The organism is Neobacillus sp. Fa239, assembly GCF_055395235.1.
Genome location: NZ_AP041611.1, coordinates 2679266 through 2699860 on the forward strand (window position 1 = coordinate 2679266; position 20595 = coordinate 2699860).

Here is a 20595-nt window from a genome sequence, read left to right on the forward strand (position 1 = left end):
GTTATTTTTTTAGGAAAAAAAGAGGCAACAATAGTGGTTTTATTTTGAAATTGGTTAGGATTTAATCGTACGTCTTACAAATTGATCTGAACTCAATTAGGGGGAATATGTATTGAACTGGAATTACTTAGAAGAAAATTTCAAGCAGTGCCGCTTGATGTTTGGGCAGGCTCATACCTGGAGATTAGGGGTCCATCCATTTCGACGATACCTTGTTCCAAAGGATAAGGGACCCCCTTCTTGAGATATCGTTACCCGTCATTCACCGCATTTCAAATATGAAAGGATGATGTTTTATTAAAAGACTCGCTCAATATTTTCGCTCATTACAATCCGGACAATCATCTTACAGTATGATTTATGAAGACCCAATCTATTGGAATAATGATGTTGCCTTTTTACTTGAACGGACACATAAACTCACTCAAGATAAGCCATGTATCACCATAAAAATACCGTTTGACCGTCTCGGCTTAGATGAAAATATGAATCAAGTTGTTCTCTCAGATTTTGCATTAAGAGAATGGGTTGATCATATTGAGGCATTAAATGAATTGATTTATAACCGGTCACGTTCTGATAAAGAAAATGGTGCTTTTTATTGTTTTCGTCCAACCAATGTGGTGTTGCAACGTAATGCATCCTTTGTCGAAGTCACCTCGAAAAAATGGTATCTTTGCTTAATGATTACAGTTCAACTTCCATTCAAGAATAATGATAAAGCTATGCGCATGCTCTGCAAAATGCTTCCCAAAAAAGTGGAGGAGTTAATTGCCAAGTTTGATCTCACCAGATTAAATGCTGCCTATGAATTGGTAAAAAGACAAAATATGATTCGCGAATGGCTGAAATCAAGTGGTTATTGTGCGTTTATTGCGAATGGCACCATTTTGCCAAGAAATAAAGACAACAGCGGGCCACTAAAGGATGCCTTGCCTTTTACATCCCCGGAAGATGTAGAAGTTGAAATTTGTGGTGTACGAGGAATGGGAATAAAACATGGTGTGACGGTCATCACCGGCGGTGGTTATTCGGGTAAAAGCACAATGCTGGATGCACTAAATGCGGGGATTTACAATCACATCATAGGAGACGGACGAGAATTTGTGATTACAGATCAAAGTGCAATGGAAATATCTGCAGAAGAAGGCCGTTCCATAAAAAATATCAATATTACGCCTTTCATAAAATGGATACCCAATCGTTCGGCTGAACAGTTTTCAACTGACTACGCCTCAGGTTCCACATCTCAAGCCGCAAATATTATGGAGGCAATCAACTATGGGTGTAAGCTTCTTCTAATTGATGAAGACAGAAGTGCGACCAATTTTATGATTCAAGACATCAAAATGCGTTCATTAATCAAGCATGAACCCATTACCCCTTTTACGGAACGTGTCAGGGAGCTTTATGAGGCTGTTGGCGTATCTTCCGTTCTTGTTATTGGAGGGAGCGGTGAATTTTTATCCGTTGCCGATCAAGTCATCCTGATGGACAATTTTGTGCCAAAAAACGTAACCCAGGAAGCAAAAAATTTATGTGAACACGACAAACAACAAGAACGTATCCCCCTTACAAAATGGGAGATAGATAGAAAAATAACAACCGATCACTTTTCGAGCTATCCACAGGGCAGTGGTACAGAAAAGCTGATGGTTTCAACCATGGGATACATGATGATTGGTGATGAACAAATTGATATCAGAGGGCTTTACAATATCACATCACACGCCCAGCTTGCAGCTATTGCCTTTTTAATTCGAAAAATCGCTATAAGTAATCAGGATCGCCACATCTTTCTTCATGAAAAGATCAAAAAAGCTCTCGAAGAAATGGAGAGAGAAGGAGTGGATGTTGTATTTTCTTCCTTTTTTCCTGGTTTCGAAAGATGGCTTGAATTACCTAGAATTAATGAAGTATTATCTGTCATAAACCGAATGAAACACTTGAACTTTATTCAATTTGAGCACCCTGAACAAGCACGGAGTAATCTGTCATAATGACGCTGCATTATTACTGGTGGATCAAATGGAATTGGTGAAGGAATTTCGAAAGCGTTTGGAAATTAGGTGCACTCTCGGATACGAGAAGTGCACCTGTCATTTTACTCATTAATTACAAATTGTATAACTAAAAAAAGAGAGAAAATAGAAAAGGATTCTTCTAGTGTATTGACAAAGTTCCTACCTGTAATTAAAATAGTTACATGTAATAGCAATTGTTACATCTATACGAATGATATAGGAGGACTATAAATGAAAATCGGTATTATTGGTGCCAGTGGTAAGGCAGGAAGCCTTATTTTAAAAGAAGCTGTAGAAAGAGGTCATGAAGTTACTGCAATTGTCAGAGATGCATCAAAGGTTCAAAATGAACAAGTTGCTGTTCTGGAAAAAAATATTTTTGATTTAAATTCAGAAGATATAAAATATTTTGATGTAGTAGTAAATGCATTTAATGCACGAGGACAAGAACATCAGCATGTAGAAGCTGGCAAAGTATTAATCGAAGCACTTAAAGGTGCTCCACAGACAAGATTAATCGTTGTTGGCGGAGCAGGAAGCTTATTTGTAGATGAGGCAAAAACTGTGCGATTACTAGAGACTCCAGATTTCCCTGCAGCCTATTTTCCTACTGCTTCAAACATGATGAAAAACCTTAAAGAGCTACAAGACACAAAAGGAATTCAATGGACTTATATTAGCCCAGCAGCGTTCTTTAATCCAGAAGGTAAACGAACAGGTTCTTACCAAAAGGGGAAAGACCAATTAATCCTTAATTCGAAAAGTGAAAGCTATATCAGCTATGCCGATTACGCAATCGCTGTTTTAGATGAAATCGAAAATCCACAACATAAAAATGAACGTTTTTCAGTCGTTGGGGAAGCGGAATAATTTTACAGATTTGTACCCATTAATAAGATAGGCAGCCTGTTTCGACAGGCTGCCTATCATATTTACTCAACAAGATTCATCTAACTTTGGTGCTAAATCAATAATAGGTACTCTCAGCGAAACCACACTTCTTGCATTCCCTCATACCCGAGGTTTCCAAGAATATATGTTTACAATGATACTGGATGTATTGGATGATCTCTTGCAAATGATGGATCTTTTGCTGGAGAATTTCTACTTCTTCCTTTAAATTCTTTATCTCGTTGTGGCTGAAATTATCGATAAATGTTTGATCCATCGTGGACAAATTCCTCTGCTTTTTTCTTCATGCCCTCCTCGATGTCTAATTCATCACTCAATGTTTCTCCATTCGCCATCCCCCGAATGTCATGAGAAATTCTCATCGAACAAAATTTCGGACCACACATGGAGCAAAAATGAGCTGTTTTTGCCCCTTCTGCTGGAAGGGTTTCATCATGGTATTCCCTTGCCCGTTCCGGATCCAATGATAGATTAAATTGGTCTTCCCATCTGAATTCGAAGCGTGCTTTTGATAACGCATTATCTCTAATTTGAGCACCTGGGTGACCTTTAGCCAAATCAGCAGCATGGGCGGCAATTTTATAGGCAATTACACCATCACGGACATCGTCTTTATTTGGTAAGCCTAGGTGTTCTTTTGGTGTTACGTAGCAAAGCATAGCTGTTCCAAACCACCCGATCATTGCAGCGCCAATAGCAGATGTAATATGGTCATATCCTGGAGCAATATCTGTAGTTAAAGGTCCTAAAGTATAAAAAGGAGCTTCTTTACAAATTTCCATTTGCTTATCCACGTTTTCTTTAATCATGTGCATCGGTACATGACCTGGACCTTCTATCATCACTTGAACATCATGCTCCCAGGCAATTTTTGTTAATTCGCCTAGGGTTTCGAGCTCAGCAAATTGTGCTTCATCATTGGCATCGGCAATGCTGCCTGGACGTAATCCATCGCCAAGCGAAACGGAAATATCATATTGTTTCAGAATTTCACAAATTTCTTCAAAATGAGTATAGAGGAAATTTTCTTGATGATGAGCTAAACACCACTGAGCCATAATAGAACCGCCACGGGATACAATCCCTGTTGTCCTTTTAGCTGTTAAAGGGATATACCGTAATAACACACCAGCGTGAATAGTAAAGTAATCGACGCCTTGTTCCGCTTGTTCAATTAATGTATCACGATAAACTTCCCATGTTAGATTCTCGGCAATTCCGTTCACTTTTTCAAGAGCTTGATAAATTGGTACTGTTCCAACTGGAACAGGGGAGTTTCTAACAATCCATTCCCTAGTCGTATGAATATTTTTCCCTGTTGATAGATCCATAATGTTATCGGCACCCCATCGAGTCGCCCATGTCATTTTTTCAACTTCTTGTTCAATGGAAGATGTGACAGCAGAATTACCAATGTTCGCATTGATTTTCACATGAAAATTACGTCCGATAATCATGGGTTCGCTCTCAGGATGATTAATATTGGACGGTATAATCGCTCTTCCACGAGCAACTTCGTCACGAACAAAGGCTGGATCTACATTTTCACGAATTGCTATGAACTCCATTTCAGGAGTAATGATCCCTTTTTTAGCGTAATGCATTTGTGTGACATTTTGCCCTTCTTTTGCACGAAGAGTCGTTTTGTCACTAGAAGGAAACCATTCAAGATTGGCACGCTCATCACCTTCAAGGTATCCATTATCTATAGGTTTTATTTCTCTTCCTTCATACACCTCAACATCATTACGTTCGAGAATCCATTTCTTGCGTAAAGCAGGAAGCCCTTTTCTAACATCTATATTGTAATTCGAGTCTGTGTATGGTCCACTCGTATCGTAAACACGAATAGGGGCATTTTCTTCCTCCCCAAAGGAAGTAACTGTTCTGCTTAACTCAATTTCTCTCATTGGGACTTTAATATCTGGTCTTGAGCCCTCGACATAGACTTTTTTACTTCCGGTAAATTGCGATTTCAACTCAATGTTTACATGTGCTTGTTTTTGCATGTAACTTCCTCCTAAAAATAGATTAATTTTGCGATCTAGAAGTTACAGCATAGTTCATTACCAGTAACCTTTAGGGTCAATCAAGTAATAAAAGACAATAAAAAAAGGTTCTGTTTGCACAGAACCTGATTAATCGTCAAAAAGTAGTGGCGCGTACCCAATAAAACGATGACGCCTCGAAACTACTTCCCTACGCTGGTATAATCCAGATCAGGTTCAAAGGGTCAAAGAATTTTACGCATTCTTTTCTCAGTCCGAGCCATCGGACCCCCCCAGTAGAGCTTGTGGAACTATTTATGAAACTTTAAGGTTGATAATAACATAGTGTCCAATATTTTGAAAGAGATAAATTTAAAATAGGTTTTTAATCCTAAGAAATTTCCTTAAAAATGGAAACAGTTCACACACAAAACATAGGAAGAAACATCCAGTTATTGACAGTATGTATGTAATTGAAGAGCAAAGTTGCCAAATCGGCAGCTTTTATTTTTGTACTAGTGTTCAGATTTATGGGGCGGATAGGTATGTCGTTAAATACCACAATACTAAGATGATATAAATAACGAAGGGCAATCAAAAATTTTCTAAATTTAATAAATTTATATTATCCATTTTCTATCTTTAAAGGTAATTCTCTTGAGTAAAATGTTTACGTTACGCACTAAAGAAAACGATGGGGGTATTCAACAATGTTGTACAAAGTAGCTTTGGCGGTACATATTTTAGGAGCGATAGCCATGTTTGTTTCAGTAGGCTATACTGTGGAAAACCAGGATTAATATGCTTCGTTGCAATGAGACAAAACAGTTACAAGCTTTAGCAAAAAAGGGAGTAAAGTTGGATGAATTTCTACCCATTACAGTGTTGTTTGTTTTAATACCAGGATTGTACTTGGTAATCACTACTTGGGGATGGAAGGTAGCATGGATAAATGTAACATTGGGAGTGCTAGTTCTGATGTGTGTCGCTGGTCCGCTAATTAACTTGAAAAGGTTAAAAAGAATTTCAGCAGCAGCAAACGAAGAGAGTTCAATGGTTCCTTCAGCACAATTGAAAGCAATTGTTAAAGATACAGTGAGTACATAACATTAAATGCTGTACTAGATTATCTCCTTGCATTCCCTATCGCAAAATTTTCCGCTAAAGTTGGAGTATTCGAGTTCAAGAAAATGCGACCAAAACATTTTTACATATTGTCAGTTGTAACAGCAATCGTTATTTATATTTATCAATTATTAGTGGAACGAACTATTGTAAAAGAGGTAAAGAAATATTAATGTTGTTTGTACCCCTCAAAAAGTTAGAAGTTAAGTGGTTATTTCATTTATAGAACGCTTTTCTTGTTAAACTTTCTGGTGCTTGAGTGAAAGATCGATTTACGACAATGATCGCTGCGGTGGTCATTGTGGGATGGAAAGCATTTGAAGGTGGATAAATCTCGATGGGATGGCAGTGATGTCTTTTATTTAGAAGATAATCCTAGTCATTGTTACTGAGTAGGGAAAAAGAGATACTCGATAATGGAAAGTTCACTAATTACGATTGTAAGCCAATTTTGAGAATTTGGTTTTACCACTGTATAAAAACCGTATAAAAACGCCGTAGAATGTTTGAGTTTTCTTCAACGTGCGATTGTTCAATAGGAGCAATCGCTTTTCTTGTTCCACTAACGGTTGCAGTTTTGTGGAAGAAAACAAAACGTTTAAATGCGTGTTTGAAGAATAAGGCGAACTAAAAAAGCAAGGACTAATTCCCAAGCTTTTGGTTTATCTTATTAATTTTACGAATGATTGAAATAGCAAATATAAAAAGAGAGCCAGTGAAAATAGTTGTAAGCAATCCAGCTCCAATACCCATCTTTATAATTGTATCGAGCTTCTTTCTGGTAGATGAAAACATTTATATTACCCCTTTTTATGTTGGTATTAAAGATTTTTACCAATTAAGGATTAATTATGTAAGCGAGATATTATCTCAAGCATTTTACCACTTTAGTACTAAAAACGGATTAATTTCAAACTTCTATCTGAATGTGGAGCAAATGAAAAGGGGCTTGTTAAACTACCATGGAAGAACGATTTAAAATTCCATCCTTTGTGGTGAAGCTGTGCTTCATGGATGGCTAACGGGCAGGTTTGTTCAAGAAGAAGAGATAAACCTTATTAGCCAAACTGGAATAGATATCCTTTTCTAGGGAATCATAAATAGAATGAAATTGAAAGGGTGTTACGATGGAGCAACAAGTAAATCTAACCTCTTCAGAAATAGGCACATTATGGTTTTCCTATATGGAAACCACCATGCAAATTGGTTTATTCAGGCACATATCCGCACATATAGAGGATGCAACAATCAGCCAATTGGTTAAAGAAGAGCTCCTATTTATGGAAGAATTCGTTCAGCAGATTTCCTCGATCATGAAAATGGAAAGAATGAAAGAACCAGTCGGTTTCACGGAAAATGATGTGAATGTACAGGCACCGAAACTCCTGACCGACGGGCTTGTCCTATATTATCTGCAAATAGCATCGAAAGCTGCCATGACTAAAGATGTATCTTTGTTGGCACTATCTTCTCGGAAGGATGTAAAGAACCTGCATATTGGACACCTGGATCAAGCAAAACAATCGTACATAAAGGTGGAAGATTTATTAATGGAGCGAGGGGAGTATATCCGACCGCCCATTATTCCCGTCCCTGAACGTAATGAATTCGTGACGACCAACCACTATTTAGGGGGAATGCCGATTTTCGGCGAAAAACGCCCGTTGAATGTCATGGAGGTATCCCATCTGTTTTTCAATATCAAGGTGAATACAATTGGGATGATGATTTGCACCGCTTTTACCCAAGTGGCGAACGATAAAGAAGTGAAAAAACATTTTGAAGAGGGAAGCCAATTATCTAAGGAAATCATAGAGGACTTGACCAATTCCCTTTTGGAATCAGATGTTGTGGTGCCGGAAGCTTGGGATGTATTCGTAACGGATTCGACGGAAGCGCCCTATTCTGATAAGCTGATGCTTACCTTTATCGATCAGCTTGCCGCCTTTGGTTTCGGGCTGTACGCCCTATCCGCAACAGCAAGCCTCCGGACCGATATACAAGTGAAATATGCGAACATTACGAAAAAAGTGGGGAATTATATGAAGGACGGAGCAGAATTAATGATTAAAAATAGATGGCTCGAACAGCCTCCAACCTATCCAGACCGAAAAAAATTAGCAGATAAATGACCTCTTGTGGAAAAACTCAGGAATCTGCGAAGTAGAACTTTCATGTTCCATAGATGGTCCTAAACATCCCATCTTAATAGATGAATAACCACAAAATTAAATATTTGGATGGGTGCTGACGATGCTTTTAGGGGGTATCGCCTTTTCCATATTAATATGGAGAGAGATTGTGAAAAATTACATTTAAAGTAACCGGTGCAAGAGTTCAAGAATGGGTTGCTGCGGCAGCCCTTTTCCTTGTTCCACTAAAGTAAGTAGGTTAGTTTAATTAGAAAATTATAATATGATTAGATTGGAATTATTCACTATTAATAGGAAAAAATAAGTAAGATAAATAAAATGTTCTTATTATATAGGGTGAAATTAGATAATGGTGTTATTGGTTATTTCTGTTTTAGCTGTTAATTCAGTTGTTTATATGATGGCTAAACAACTTACTAAAAATCAAATAGTTCACATTTGGGCATTTACATTGTTAGGAACAATTTGAACGTGGATTGTATGGGTAAAAATTGTTGATAAAAAGCGAACTCTTTTGATTTTAATCTACGGTTAAATTTTTGGGATTTTTTCACTTATATTCGATATGATTGGAACTAATCATGGGGCATGGGCTTATCCAATTCGCCTGTATTGGGCATTTATCCCGCCTTTAGTACCATTTGATTTAAGTTATTTACCAGTAATTTTTATGCTGGTCTATCAAAAATACGGGCATAAATGGTTCAACTTCGTATTAGCCAATATTCTTATTTCCGCTTTAATATCTTTCGTAGTAGAACCGCTATTTCATTGGATGGGAATTTATGTTTTATACAAGTGGAAATATTTTTATTCTTTTCCGATTTACATTTTGTTGGCATGTTTTGTTAAAGTTTTAATTGAATTAATAAATAAAAAGCTATATTAATGTGAATAGGGGTAATACTTCATCATGGGTAATACAATATTCTAATTCACCGAATTATTAGTTTGTGAAGGACTGTACTTAAAGTAACGGGGGCGTTAGTTGAACTACCAGAACACATATTTTAATTATACAAAAGAGAATATTCTCCGGTATGTGATACAATTATAAAGAATAAAATTACGTACTAATATGGAGGAGCCTGTCACCATGGGATTATTATGCCTATTTGGTAACAAGCTCCTTTTGTGTTTTCGAGACAAATGAATAATTTTTTACTCATGTTTAATTGAATTTTTATTTACTATCTAACAAGCTATGTCCTGAAAAAACACATATTCTCTGTGATTTTTAAAATATATAAATATAAGGGGGAAAGCTTTATGAATACAAGTGAAGAAAAAAAGAAAATAAAACATAAAAAATTAACTGTAAGAAATGTTGTCAAAAGGTCTTTTTTTATTACAATTGGTGCCAGTATTATGGCTTACGGGTTAGAAGCTGTTTTAATTCCGAATAATATAATTGACGGTGGAGTGACGGGCTTATCTATGATTTTAAGTCACGTAACTTCAATTAACCTTAGTATATTTTTAGTCATTTTAAACTTACCTTTCTTCTTCTTAGGTTATAAGCAAATCGGTAAAACATTTGCTTTTAGTATGCTCTATGGAATCATAGCTCTTTCTGTGATTACTTCATTCATGCATCATATAGACCCAATGGTACATGATCAGCTTCTGTCAGTTGTTTTTGGCGGTGTCATATGTGGAATTGGGGTAGGTTTAGCAATCAGAAATGGAGGAGTTTTAGATGGTACTGAAACATTATCTATTTTAATTGAAAAAAGGGTGCCATTTTCAGTCGGGGAGATCATCATGGCTGTGAATGTGATTATCTTCTCATTGGCTGCCTTTGTATTTTCTATAGAAAATGCTTTGTTTTCAATGCTTACCTATTTTATTGCGTTTAAAACCATTGATATTGTGGTAAAAGGATTAGGTGATATGAAATGCAAATATATCATTAGTGATAACACCGATGAGATAGCAGATGCCATTACAGAACGATTAGGGCGTGGCGTCACTTTTCTCCATGGAGAAGGTTCTTACAGCGGTGAAGATAAACGTGTTATTCTATGTGCTTTTACAAGGCTAGAGGATACAAAGCTAAAAGATATTATTAAGGAGATAGATCCTGAAGCATTTACCATTACTTCAGATGTTTCTGCAGTTTATGGTGGTCGGTTTAAGAAAAAGGACATTCATTAATCCATAATCGAATAGGTAGTGGATATAAAAATTACATAGCTGCTGCTTCAAACGTACAATGTGTTTTTTTGTCTTTGACATATGTAATATCGCTAAAATGTTACTCAAGGCACAACATTGTGAAAAGATGTACTTAAACAAACGGGTGCTTATATTTAAGACGGGATGGCTATGGCTATTCCTATTTTTCTGTTCTTCAACTGTTTAAAAATAATAAATAAAATGGAATCATTTACATTTTGGGGTATTTTGATAAAGTTTGAGTAAAAAACCAAAAAACCTCCACGGAGGTAAATACCATGTCGGCTTTTGAATATGTAATTGAGAGATTTGTTGATATTATTACTTGGATGTTCAAGGCAAACAAAAATAGAAATGAAAAGCTCAAAAAAAAGCCAAGAAACAGTAAAAAAAATTAAACTTTTTAGAACAGAAATGGTTAGCAAATGAAAATTTAATTTTTCAAGATGAGAGTCGCCATTTTTCTTATTTCAAAATCAAGATTGTGAAATGTTGTACTTAAACAATAGGGGTGTATTAGTAAAAAAATAACAAGAGGTGATCTAATAATGAATATTCAAGTCAAACTAAAAGATATAATTGATGAAATGGAAATACAGTTGGAAGAGTCACGGTCTTTACTAAATATTAGAACGGGTGAAATAGTGATAGTAACATCTGATGACTTGAGAGCTGCTGAAGACGAAAAACCATTTGATCATTTACCTGAATGGGAACAAGAAAATAGAATGATTGCCATAGATGTGGTTGAAAACTTTGAAAATTATATTGAGTTACCTACTCAATATGAAGTGGATGAATACGAAATAATGGAGAATTTTTGCTTAACAGTAAGGGATCAACGGAAGCAGGAATCCTTATTAAGGGCAATTAAAGGAAAGGGTGCCTTTAGAAGGTTTAAGGGCAAAATAATAGATTTTGAAATTGAAGATCAGTGGTATTCATACCGTGACGAGTGTTTCAAACAAATTGCAATTGAATGGTGTCAGGAAAATAAAATAAGTTTTATTGAATAGAATAAAAGGGTCAAGTAATGAACTAAGGGTAATTACCTTCCTTATTAAAGTAAAGAAGCAGTTAATTTCAGAAAACAAGTTTATTTAAGCCGTTATGATCTCTGAAAGAAAGGTGAGAAAAATAAAGTTATTATTTATATGTAGTCGTAACAGGTGGAGAAGTTTAACCGCCGAGAAAATTTTCCACGAAGTAGGCGGACATCAAGTTCGGTCTGCTGGTACAGAGAACAATGCCCGCATTAAAGTAAATAGTGGTCATATCGGTTAGGCGGATTTAATATTTGTTATGGAAAAGAAACACATCAGAAGACTGCGAGAAAAATTTGGAAGAATGTTAAAAGAAAATAAGAAAGTCATTTGTTTAGATTTAGATATTCCTGATGAATATACGTTTATGGATGAAGAACTTATAGAGATTTTGAGGTCAAGAGTTTCAGAGCATATCGAGCTTTCATAATTGGTTGCTGCGGTAGCTCTTTTTTTATTGAGCTAAAGGTGCAGGATGATTGAATAAGATAAGTGAATATAACCATATAGAAAATGTACTTTTAAGGTGTGGAATATTTTTGAATAAATATAGTTCTGTTAAAGAATTGATTGATGAATGGGACCCAATTGGCTTACTTTTCAAATGGTCAAGATATTGCATTTGCAAGTGACTTCCCAAACCTTGATGACACTGATTTCTATACAAGATTCTACTCAAAAATGGTGGATAAGAAAAAAGTTAATAGCATACACGGAACACTTCATCTTGAGGATTTAGCAAAGGAAAGTTTCCCAAACAGAAGAGAGACAGACGCTGGGAAGTATTTTAGACATTCATAAATTTTAATAAGTTAACGGGTAGCTTGAGTGAAGGAGGTAAATAGATGGTGTCTCATCCTTATACGCAATTTAAAAATACTACATTATGGAACTTGATTAGTAAGATAATTGATGACCTTGTTGAGAATGATGATATTGAAGAAAAAACACAGAGAGAATATATCGTTGGATATATAATAAGTAAGTTAATTGAATCAAGTGAGGGAAAAGAATAATAAATCCTTATATAGCTATGGGTAGCGATTGTTCAGTTAGAGCAGTCGCTTTTCTTGTTCCGCTAACGGGCAGTTTGAATAAAGATAATGGTAAAATGATGTAACAAGAGGCAAAATAAAGGTAATACATTTTAATATGTTAAGGTGAAAGCAGGTGATGGCGATATGTCAGAAGATGAATTATTCTCAAATAAGGCATCTAATGTTTATGAAATATATTCAAAAATACTCGATTTATTGAAAGAAATAGGACCTTTTGAAATTGAGTTTAAAAAGACTTCTATACACCTTTTGAATAAATCTTCCTTTGGAGGAGTTCATCCAAAAAAGAAATGGTTAGATTTTAATTTAGTAACAAAACATCAAATTGAACACGAGAAGATTACTAAAATTGAACAAGTTTCCAAAAACAGATTTCACAATAACTTTAGATTTAATAGTGTAGACGAACTAAATCAAGAGTTTTTAGTTCTTTTAAAAGAATCATATCAATTGATGAGTTAGTTAGATAAAGGATATTTATTGCCAATGAACAGCATTTTCTTAGGAATTATATCTGGTCTAATATTTGGATTATTATCTGTACTAATAATGCTCCAGATGAAATTTGAAGATAAACGTATTGCTATTATTGGTTCATTTATTACTCGTTTTACGATTGGTTTCTTAATATCAGTAACTGTTCTTCCTATGTATGGTTGGACAGGAGACCTTTAAATTAAAATGTTTCCTTTCTTCTGACAGACTTATTAAAATTTCGAAAACAATCAATTCAATCATCTTTTCGTATAGAAAAACTTATTAAGAAACATGCACTAGAAAAAATATAAAACATATATAGGTGATATCCCGTTTGAAGGTTTGAGGAGGATATTATGAAACCTATGTTACCTAGTGAAAAATCTTTCGGTAATTTAGAACTAGTTTATGCATTTTATGGGGCTATGCCTACAGGTGTTACTGTTTCAGAAACCGGTCGTATTTTCATTTGCTTTCCGAAATGGGGAGACGATGTTAAATTTACGGTGGGGGAAATTGTTGAGGATAAATTGCAGCCTTATCCTAATTTACAAACCAATTTGGTTAATCCCCAGAATATCACAATGACTTTCATCAGTGTCCAAAGTGTAGTTGCTGATGGAAGGGGAACACTTTGGATATTAGATACAGCGGCACCCAATTTTTCTGAACCTATTAAAGGGGGGGCAAAATTAGTCGCTGTTGATTTAGAAACCAATACAATAAGAAATGTATATACCTTTACAGAAGATGTTGTCCTGCCTACAACATATCTGAATGATGTGCGTTTTGATTTTCGTGTAGGAAAAGCTGGTTATGCCTATATAACGGATTCTTCTTCAAGTGGACCAGGAGCTATTATCGTCGTAGATTTATCAAATGGAAACGCGTTTAGACGGTTAAATGGGGCAAATTCAACTTCACCCGATCCCTATTTTTTACCGAAAGTAGAAGGTCAAATTTTAATGAATCGAAACAAAGACGGTTCAACTTCTCCATTTAGATTGGCGTCTGATAGTCTTGCGATTTCTCCCGATGGAAAGATATTATTTTTTGCTCCACTAACCAGTCGTCATTTGTTCTCAATCTCCACAGAAGCCCTGAGAGACAGAACGATACCGGACATGGATTTACCTTATCATGTGGAGTATTGGGGAGAAAAAGGTGCGTCTGATGGAATGATCACCGATGCAAAGGGAACTGTTTATGCTGGAGATTATGAAAACAACAGTATCCGTAAGATATTGTCCAATGGCATAATGGAAACTATCGCACATGATCCGAGGATTTTGTGGCCGGATACTTTTTCAATTGGTCCTGATCAATATTTGTATGTCATTGTGAACCAATTACATCGACAGCCTAGATTTCATTATGGAAAAGACTTACGACAGAAACCTTATAGTTTACTTCGCATCAAAATTGATGAATTTCCTGCTCCGACCTTTTCATAATAAAAATAGTCAAATAATTGTTTTCATTATATAGTGTAAAACAAACACGAGTAAGCAAGAGGTATTAACTTTATTTACTTCTGCCCTGTGCCAAATAAACTCAAACTGGTTTAATGGGAACAGTTTATTTGGTGAGTGTTAAACTGTTCCTGGAATTTTTTTATAATGTCGGTAAATTCAATGCTGTATTGATATTATTTAAATCCAAACTGATCTGTTCGTTTGTATCCCAAGCATGGTACCATCCTTTTTCTACCATATATGCGGATACTTGTTCATGCATATCAAGAGCTTCTACTAAATGGCGAGTGAGCATTTCTTCATTCAGCACAAAAACACTATTTCAGCAATATGTACTTGCTGGATAATTGATAATAACACGAGTTAAAACCCTTTGAGTCTCAAGGGGTTTTGTGTACTTCTTAAAATCGCAGTTATGGTGAAGTTTCACTAAGATAATTCTCGTCGATCAACGGAACTTGGAGGTTCCTCAAACCATCCATTGGCAATCAGGATATTTGCGCAGTCTTCCGCAAGCTTGACATCCCTTGCGATGGCAGACGAATATTTGAGCCCGAGGTCGCGCCTCATGGCGCCGGATAAGGCGGTTCCATAATAAGCCATCGCAGCTTGAATTAAAAATGCGCAATGGAAAATCATCAACTTATCCGAAAATGGCGCAATCTGAGAATCTGTAACATAGGTGTCCCATGTTATCGCAGAACTGATGAAGTCTTCATGAAGGATGGTAGTAAAAATTTCAATATGTTCAGCTGCCACTTGTACCACTTCCTCCATGAACCGGCGAACCTCTTTTATTTTGGCGGTTTGGCCGAAACCGAGAGCCAAGGATTTAGTCAAGATGGTTTTCTGCAAATTAAAATAAAGACTAGAGATTTCTATTGTATTCAATGGGCGTTGGTGCCCGAACCAGCCGGCTAAAAAGTTTTGTTTTTCCGCGAATTCGATTTTTTCCGGAAGCGCTATAGTGGGGGGACGTTCCATGAAGCCTTTCGATTGCAGCATGCCCAACGTAGTTTCGTACAATTCAAAAGATTCCTTGTATGTTTCGAAATAGAATTGACGAACGTCCCGCCTACGGGAAGCGGTGATTCCAAGTGAATAAGCGGTCAATCCGTGTATCGACATTTGGTGCAAATAGAACAGCCAGAGTTCATCTGAAAACAATCGCGGTGCGTTTAAATGGACATCTTCCTCTGTAAATCCTTGGGGAATCGGAAAATGTTCCTGATTGAAAATGACGGTAATTTTTTGAACAATGTTCTCTGCTATATTCAAAGCATTGCAAAAAACAGCGTTAATTTCTGGATCTTGAATAGTTTGCAATGCATATTTGTTTACACATAGAGCCATCGTGTTATTCATATAGGGAGCCCATAAATTCGATACATCGAGTGCAACTATTTTTTTCTCCATTGCAATCCTCCATAATTTTTAAAATCTAATTCATGCTAATAACCAACGAGTTTTACAGAAATGTACTTAATTGTTAGGCTTCTATTTTTTATTGGTTTTTATGTATTTTAGTCACAAAGTTTGCATCTAACCAAAGTCAGTCGCCATGGTGTTTCTCCGCTGGCACATCATTTTCTTCCGGAGGCAACATCTTAGGTAATAGAACTAAATCAAGGAAATAAATTTGTAAGAAGGTAATTCAACTTTTTTCAAATGAAAAAAAGATAGTGAAGAAATGTACTGATATGAACGAAACTGTATAGAAATACTTTAATATCAGAATTGAGGAAAGGGGATAGATTAAGATCAAACCTCGTGCCTTAAAAGAGGGTGGGTGATCGGGAAGCGATTAGATCATGCGTTCATCAACTGGACCACCAAACAAAGAGCAGATGATACAGGGAAAATTACACCCATTAGGCATAGTGCATTTGGCATAAGTTGCATCCATAAAGCTATTTCTGGCGTTAGTCCATTTTGAACTCCTGATAAATCAATAAAGACGTCGGTAATTTGATGATTGGAACAATAATTCAAAAACTATTTCTTCAATAAAACTAATCCTTGAAATAATCATGTCAGATATGGAAAACCGTTACAATTTTAAAAGGTTAGAATATTAAGGCGATATACACAAAAGAAAATGTAGCAGAAAATCTTCCTTAGACAGCTACCCCTAAAAAAATAGGCGTTAAGAAGAGTATTTTACTACAATGTGAAGTACGGCTTCTCTATCTGCGGTATTTAGATAAGAATGCTTGCTGGCAGCCTCAAACTTAATGGAATCAAATTGATTAAGATCATAGACCCTCTCTTCTAATTGAAAGTTTATTGTTCCGCTCATAACCGTAACGAACTCCATAGCACCTTCATGATGTGGATCGGGAGAATAGGAAGCATTAGGCTGAAGAAAGGCACGATAAATTTCCACTGTGGGGCCATTTGTACTGCGAAACACTGTTTCTATTCTCCACTTTTTTTCAGGACCGTAAATCGTAAATCCCGTTCCCCAGCGGGAAAGTTCAATCTGGTCATCCATTACTAGTATTCTTGATAATGGAATGGACAGTCCCTCCGTTATTTTCCAGACTACCCCTAATGAAGGGTTTGTTTCTCCTCTTTCAATCTTGCCTAAAGTTAGCTTGCTCACGCCAGTTTTCTCGGCGAGTTCATCCAAGCTCAATTTTTGCTGGCTTCGGATTTTTCGGAGCATCCCTCCCATTTGAAGAATTAACTTTTTAGTTTGTTCATCCTCTAACCCCTTCATGGTGGGCCCCTCCTAAATTAGTTTCCTATACTTTTGAATACAAATAGTATATCATAATATACTGTGAGTTTTGAAATTATGGAGGGGTGGATTTGATTTGTGGAAGAAGAATATAGTTGAATTTCCTCGTTTAATAACGATTGGAAGTATTTCAAATGGATTTGTCGGGTGGTTATTTGGGGCAACTGGCCCATTACTAATTGTTTTACAAGCGGCTGCCAAGGGACACCTCCCGGCTTCAGCTGTAACGTCTTGGATTTTTGCGATTTACGGGGTTGGAGGATTGTTAACCCTCATTCTCTCTTTTTATTTCCGTCAGCCAATTGGCTATGCTTTCTCAATACCTGGCGCCATTCTTGTGGGAGCTACTTTAGCTCATCATTCATTTAGTCAAGTAATTGGTGCCTATCTGATTACTGGAGTGGTTATTTTTATATTAGGATTATCCGGCATGATTGATAAATTAATGAAAGTACTTCCTATGCCGGTCATGATGGGAATGGTTTCAGGTGTTCTTCTCCCTTTTGGAACAGCCATGTTTCAATCTGTCCTTGGAAATCCTTTATTAAATGGGATTCCATTGTTAGTATTTCTGATTCTTTCCTATTTTACAAGTTTGTCTAAAAAATTCCCTCCTATATTAGGAGCGATCCTTGCTGCGGTTGTTTTATTAGAAGTGTTACCGGGAATGCATGTTCAAGGTATCACATTTTCAATAGCTGTTCCCCATTTCGTTCTTCCGTCCTTTCAATTTTCCGTTATGGGAGAACTTGTTCTGCCGTTAGTGTTAACCGTCATAGCTATCCAAAATGCCCAAGGTATAGCGGTGCTCGAAAGTGAGGGCTATTTTCCTCCTATTAACTCTATGACAAGTTGGAGCGGGATTGGGTCCATTCTGAGTTCATTTTTAGGTGGACATTCGGCATGCATTGCCGGTCCAATGACAGCACTTTTAGCAAGTAAAGAATCGGGTACAAAAGGAAGCCGATATACAGCAGCGATTGTGTTGGGGGTATTGTCTTGCTTAGTGGCTGTTTTTGCCCCGATGGCGGCTTCGGTGCCTTATCGGATTCCCTCGTCATTGATTCAGATGCTTGGGGGTCTGGCTATGATTAATGTGTTAATTGACTCATTAAAGATGAGTTTTTCAGGGCGTTTTAAAACTGGTGCATTATTTTCATTTTTAATTACGATCTCTGGGATATCCATTTTTCATATTGGGGCACCTTTTTGGGGATTAGTAGGGGGAACCCTTGCTACCTTTTTCCTGGACCGGGCTGATCTAAAAGCCCCTAAACCTGAACAAGAGAAGGATGAGAAGTCCAGATATGGAAAAACGAAACGAGTTGGGGAATTTGACCATATGGATCAGGTAGTGGTTAGCGCTGATAATCAAAGCAATTCTTTTCCCGGTATGAAATGATACCAGAAAAGTGCAGACGAAGTTCGCAAATCACTTATCTAAAGGAATCTGACATTTGACAATCACGATGAACTCTTTATAGATGAAGAATATAGGAAGGTCAATCAGTATAAAAGTAACCGGGAAATTATAATTATGAAACATTACACTTAAACTATCGGGGGAGTTAGTGTACCTAGATAAATAAAAAAATCGATTCTTAGAACCGTACAGGAAACGGCTTTTTTAGGTTTGAATTTGCTTAGCATAAGGAAATCAAGGTTTCTCCTTCCAAATAATGTATAAGCGTATAATATCCGCGTTTAGTCGGCAGGACCCCTTTACTAGTAAATATTGATTATAAATGAAAAAAAGAACTGTAGTTTTCTATTAAGCCGTTCTCTTTTGAGGTACCCGCATAGCAAAAAGCAAATATAAAAACAGTTATAAAAGCAGTGTGTTTCTCATATGAAATCACACTGTTTTTTGCATGTTTTCAGGAAAATTATGTCTAAAGTATTTATACTAGCTTCTTTAATTAACGAGCAGGATAGTTTAAGAACATACACATAATCGATGAGAATACGGAGAATATATACCTAGTCCTTACAGATTTTAACTATGGAAAAAGGTGGTTTCAAAATTGCAGAAAAACCAACGGCTAACTTCGTCAGAAATCTCAAACATTTGGATTCATTATATTAATGAAACAATGTCTTTATGTGTAAATAAATATATGTTAAATATTATTAAAGATAAAGAAATACAAAACATTTATAAAACTGCTGTAAAAATGGGGCAAAATCATATAGCAATTTTAAAAGATTTTTTCAACAAAGAAACCTTTCCAATTCCAGAAGGTTTTTCTGAATCAGATGTTAACTTAGAGGCACCGTCTTTATTTACGGATAAATACGGTTTATTTTATATAATGTCAATGACAATGCAGGGTTTGCAACAATATGGACTAGCTATAAGTTTATGTCTTCGTAAAGACTTACGGAACTTTTATTACCAATGTAATCAAGATTCAATGAACCTATATGATATGACTATGGATGTATTTGTTTCCAAAAACAATTTTGAAGTGCCACCGTTTTATTCCACACCAGATAAAGTAGAATTTATTAATGAACTCAGTTATGTTACTGATGTGTTTGGAAAACGAAGAACAATGAACACAATTGAGGCTGGAAACGTTTACTATAATCTCGAAAAAAGTAAAATAATGAAGTCTTTTATTCTTGCTGGTCAACAGGTATGTAAGGACAAAGAAGTTTTGAACTTTTTTGAAAAATTAATTGATGCTTTAAATGACCATATTGGGACCTTCACAAATTTATTAATTAACGAAGACCTTACCACTGGAAATACATTGGACACTGAGGTTACTGATTCAACTATTTCACCGTTTTCTGATAGGTTATTTATGTTTCACGCAGGTTTATTTATTGCTTCAGCAATATCGTATTATAGTGCTGCTGCTACTACGAATATGAGGGCAGATATTACTTTTGATTGTGAAAAATCAATAGCGAGAGATTTGTTGGTTTACGGTCGTTTCGGTAAATTAATGATAAAGAAAGGTTGGATTGAAAAGCCACCGTATGCTAATGACAGAAGTATTCCTGATTGAACAACTTCGAATTACAAAAGAATTTTGAAAAGGAATAAAACAATGTGGCTAATAGTAAAGAAGCGTTGTTATGGAGTATTGCACTCCCAGGATTCGGTCAATTTATTAATGGTAAACCAATAAAAGGTAATGTGTTTGTGTTTTTAGAATTTCTCATTAATGTTCAAGGTAATTTTAACACAATAAGTATTTCAAGTTTTCAGGGAGACATAAAAAAAGCGATTGAACAAGCTGATTATCAATGGCTTATGTATTCTACAAAAGTACAATTATTTGGAATATTGTTGGGGAATGTGTGGTTTCCTATGTTATGTGTGATTCCTGGGGTTCTTATAGGGTTACTGCTAAAAAGATTATTAAGAAGTGGATTCTATTTCCGTAAAGAGGATTAAAAATGAACAT

Annotated in this window: 19 protein-coding genes, 2 pseudogenes and 1 riboswitch; of the genes and pseudogenes, 16 read left to right on the forward strand and 5 right to left on the reverse strand. The window is 36.0% G+C overall.

All coding sequences use genetic code 11. The features are described 5' to 3' along the window. Window positions 1-353: 353 nt before the first annotated feature. Both ACZ5XR_RS12875 and ACZ5XR_RS12880 read left to right on the forward strand, forming a co-directional pair. Window positions 354-2000: a P-loop domain-containing protein gene (locus ACZ5XR_RS12875; protein WP_464502028.1), complete on the forward strand. Its 1647-nt coding sequence runs from the start codon at window positions 354-356 to the stop codon at window positions 1998-2000. Window positions 2001-2255: 255 nt separating this feature from the next. Beyond that, complete coding sequence (locus tag ACZ5XR_RS12880; protein WP_464502029.1) at window positions 2256-2894, forward strand: NAD(P)-dependent oxidoreductase; 639 nt, start codon at window positions 2256-2258, stop codon at window positions 2892-2894. Between the two features lie 275 nt (window positions 2895-3169). Here the strand turns inward: ACZ5XR_RS12880 and thiC are convergent, their stop codons facing one another. After that, complete coding sequence (gene thiC / locus ACZ5XR_RS12885) at window positions 3170-4945, reverse strand: phosphomethylpyrimidine synthase ThiC (RefSeq protein ID WP_464502030.1); 1776 nt, start codon at window positions 4943-4945, stop codon at window positions 3170-3172. Window positions 4946-5115: 170 nt separating this feature from the next. Continuing rightward, a riboswitch (TPP riboswitch) is annotated at window positions 5116-5229 on the reverse strand. Window positions 5230-5782: 553 nt separating this feature from the next. Between thiC and ACZ5XR_RS12890 the strand changes: the two genes are divergently transcribed. Then, window positions 5783-6031 (forward strand): hypothetical protein, encoded by a 249-nt coding sequence (locus tag ACZ5XR_RS12890; protein WP_464502031.1) that lies wholly within the window; start codon window positions 5783-5785, stop codon window positions 6029-6031. A gap of 660 nt (window positions 6032-6691) precedes the next feature. On the opposite strand, the gene ACZ5XR_RS12895 is transcribed toward ACZ5XR_RS12890, so the two are convergent. Further along, on the reverse strand, window positions 6692-6844 hold the full coding sequence (locus tag ACZ5XR_RS12895) for a hypothetical protein (protein WP_464502032.1): 153 nt from the start codon (window positions 6842-6844) through the stop codon (window positions 6692-6694). 332 nt (window positions 6845-7176) lie between these two features. Between ACZ5XR_RS12895 and ACZ5XR_RS12900 the strand changes: the two genes are divergently transcribed. From ACZ5XR_RS12900 to ACZ5XR_RS12945, 10 genes and pseudogenes are all read left to right on the forward strand, one after another. After that, window positions 7177-8181 carry a DUF3231 family protein gene (locus tag ACZ5XR_RS12900; protein ID WP_464502033.1) on the forward strand — a complete coding sequence of 335 codons (1005 nt, stop codon included), beginning with the start codon at window positions 7177-7179 and terminating at the stop codon, window positions 8179-8181. Window positions 8182-8746: 565 nt separating this feature from the next. Beyond that, on the forward strand, window positions 8747-9091 hold the full coding sequence (locus ACZ5XR_RS12905) for a CBO0543 family protein (RefSeq protein WP_464502298.1): 345 nt from the start codon (window positions 8747-8749) through the stop codon (window positions 9089-9091). A gap of 380 nt (window positions 9092-9471) precedes the next feature. Then, window positions 9472-10359: a YitT family protein gene (locus ACZ5XR_RS12910; RefSeq protein WP_464502034.1), complete on the forward strand. Its 888-nt coding sequence runs from the start codon at window positions 9472-9474 to the stop codon at window positions 10357-10359. Window positions 10360-10928: 569 nt separating this feature from the next. Beyond that, window positions 10929-11396 (forward strand): UPF0158 family protein, encoded by a 468-nt coding sequence (locus tag ACZ5XR_RS12915; RefSeq protein ID WP_464502035.1) that lies wholly within the window; start codon window positions 10929-10931, stop codon window positions 11394-11396. A gap of 121 nt (window positions 11397-11517) precedes the next feature. After that, window positions 11518-11853: pseudogene (locus tag ACZ5XR_RS12920) on the forward strand (low molecular weight protein tyrosine phosphatase family protein). Window positions 11854-11996: 143 nt separating this feature from the next. Continuing rightward, on the forward strand, window positions 11997-12224 hold the full coding sequence (locus ACZ5XR_RS12925) for a hypothetical protein (protein ID WP_464502036.1): 228 nt from the start codon (window positions 11997-11999) through the stop codon (window positions 12222-12224). Window positions 12225-12268: 44 nt separating this feature from the next. Beyond that, window positions 12269-12439, forward strand: coding sequence for a hypothetical protein (locus tag ACZ5XR_RS12930; RefSeq protein WP_464502037.1), 171 nt, complete (start codon window positions 12269-12271; stop codon window positions 12437-12439). A 165-nt stretch (window positions 12440-12604) separates the two neighbouring features. Further along, window positions 12605-12943, forward strand: a complete 339-nt coding sequence (locus tag ACZ5XR_RS12935; RefSeq protein ID WP_464502038.1) for a DUF5655 domain-containing protein — start codon at window positions 12605-12607, stop codon at window positions 12941-12943. Between the two features lie 24 nt (window positions 12944-12967). Further along, window positions 12968-13156, forward strand: a complete 189-nt coding sequence (locus ACZ5XR_RS12940) for a hypothetical protein (protein ID WP_464502039.1) — start codon at window positions 12968-12970, stop codon at window positions 13154-13156. A gap of 158 nt (window positions 13157-13314) precedes the next feature. Continuing rightward, on the forward strand, window positions 13315-14412 hold the full coding sequence (locus ACZ5XR_RS12945; RefSeq protein ID WP_464502040.1) for an L-dopachrome tautomerase-related protein: 1098 nt from the start codon (window positions 13315-13317) through the stop codon (window positions 14410-14412). Window positions 14413-14572: 160 nt separating this feature from the next. Here ACZ5XR_RS12945 and ACZ5XR_RS12950 read toward each other — a convergent pair. The 3 genes and pseudogenes from ACZ5XR_RS12950 to ACZ5XR_RS12960 form a co-directional block, all read right to left on the reverse strand. Beyond that, a pseudogene (locus tag ACZ5XR_RS12950) lies at window positions 14573-14734 on the reverse strand (spore coat protein); the annotation flags it as partial. A gap of 128 nt (window positions 14735-14862) precedes the next feature. Next, the gene (locus tag ACZ5XR_RS12955) at window positions 14863-15849 is read right to left on the reverse strand and encodes a DUF3231 family protein (RefSeq protein ID WP_464502041.1); all 987 of its coding nucleotides are present in this window, start codon (window positions 15847-15849) and stop codon (window positions 14863-14865) included. Window positions 15850-16579: 730 nt separating this feature from the next. Beyond that, the gene (locus ACZ5XR_RS12960) at window positions 16580-17155 is read right to left on the reverse strand and encodes a helix-turn-helix domain-containing protein (protein WP_464502042.1); all 576 of its coding nucleotides are present in this window, start codon (window positions 17153-17155) and stop codon (window positions 16580-16582) included. A gap of 97 nt (window positions 17156-17252) precedes the next feature. Here ACZ5XR_RS12960 and ACZ5XR_RS12965 point away from each other — a divergent pair, with 97 nt between their 5' ends. The 3 genes from ACZ5XR_RS12965 to ACZ5XR_RS12975 all read left to right on the forward strand — a co-directional run bounded on the left by ACZ5XR_RS12965 (window position 17253) and on the right by ACZ5XR_RS12975 (window position 20585). After that, window positions 17253-18578, forward strand: a complete 1326-nt coding sequence (locus tag ACZ5XR_RS12965) for a benzoate/H(+) symporter BenE family transporter (protein WP_464502043.1) — start codon at window positions 17253-17255, stop codon at window positions 18576-18578. Window positions 18579-19200: 622 nt separating this feature from the next. Next, the gene (locus ACZ5XR_RS12970; RefSeq protein WP_464502044.1) at window positions 19201-20193 is read left to right on the forward strand and encodes a DUF3231 family protein; all 993 of its coding nucleotides are present in this window, start codon (window positions 19201-19203) and stop codon (window positions 20191-20193) included. A 44-nt stretch (window positions 20194-20237) separates the two neighbouring features. Further along, a complete protein-coding gene (locus tag ACZ5XR_RS12975) occupies window positions 20238-20585 on the forward strand; it encodes a hypothetical protein (protein WP_464502045.1) in 348 nt (115 codons plus the stop codon). Window positions 20586-20595 lie beyond the last annotated feature (10 nt).

What these genes read in the sequence shown, in the direction of transcription:
- ACZ5XR_RS12875 (WP_464502028.1), top strand. Translation starts at nt 354, where the DNA reads ATGATTTATGAAGACCCAATCTATTGGAATAATGATGTTGCCTTTTTA.
- ACZ5XR_RS12945 (WP_464502040.1), top strand. Translation starts at nt 13,315, where the DNA reads ATGAAACCTATGTTACCTAGTGAAAAATCTTTCGGTAATTTAGAACTA.
- ACZ5XR_RS12910 (WP_464502034.1), top strand. Translation starts at nt 9,472, where the DNA reads ATGAATACAAGTGAAGAAAAAAAGAAAATAAAACATAAAAAATTAACT.
- ACZ5XR_RS12930 (WP_464502037.1), top strand. Translation starts at nt 12,269, where the DNA reads ATGGTGTCTCATCCTTATACGCAATTTAAAAATACTACATTATGGAAC.
- ACZ5XR_RS12935 (WP_464502038.1), top strand. Translation starts at nt 12,605, where the DNA reads ATGTCAGAAGATGAATTATTCTCAAATAAGGCATCTAATGTTTATGAA.
- ACZ5XR_RS12895 (WP_464502032.1), bottom strand. Translation starts at nt 6,844, where the DNA reads ATGTTTTCATCTACCAGAAAGAAGCTCGATACAATTATAAAGATGGGT.
- ACZ5XR_RS12925 (WP_464502036.1), top strand. Translation starts at nt 11,997, where the DNA reads ATGAATGGGACCCAATTGGCTTACTTTTCAAATGGTCAAGATATTGCA.
- ACZ5XR_RS12915 (WP_464502035.1), top strand. Translation starts at nt 10,929, where the DNA reads ATGAATATTCAAGTCAAACTAAAAGATATAATTGATGAAATGGAAATA.
- thiC (WP_464502030.1), bottom strand. Translation starts at nt 4,945, where the DNA reads ATGCAAAAACAAGCACATGTAAACATTGAGTTGAAATCGCAATTTACC.
- ACZ5XR_RS12900 (WP_464502033.1), top strand. Translation starts at nt 7,177, where the DNA reads ATGGAGCAACAAGTAAATCTAACCTCTTCAGAAATAGGCACATTATGG.
- ACZ5XR_RS12880 (WP_464502029.1), top strand. Translation starts at nt 2,256, where the DNA reads ATGAAAATCGGTATTATTGGTGCCAGTGGTAAGGCAGGAAGCCTTATT.
- ACZ5XR_RS12955 (WP_464502041.1), bottom strand. Translation starts at nt 15,849, where the DNA reads ATGGAGAAAAAAATAGTTGCACTCGATGTATCGAATTTATGGGCTCCC.
- ACZ5XR_RS12960 (WP_464502042.1), bottom strand. Translation starts at nt 17,155, where the DNA reads ATGAAGGGGTTAGAGGATGAACAAACTAAAAAGTTAATTCTTCAAATG.
- ACZ5XR_RS12940 (WP_464502039.1), top strand. Translation starts at nt 12,968, where the DNA reads ATGAACAGCATTTTCTTAGGAATTATATCTGGTCTAATATTTGGATTA.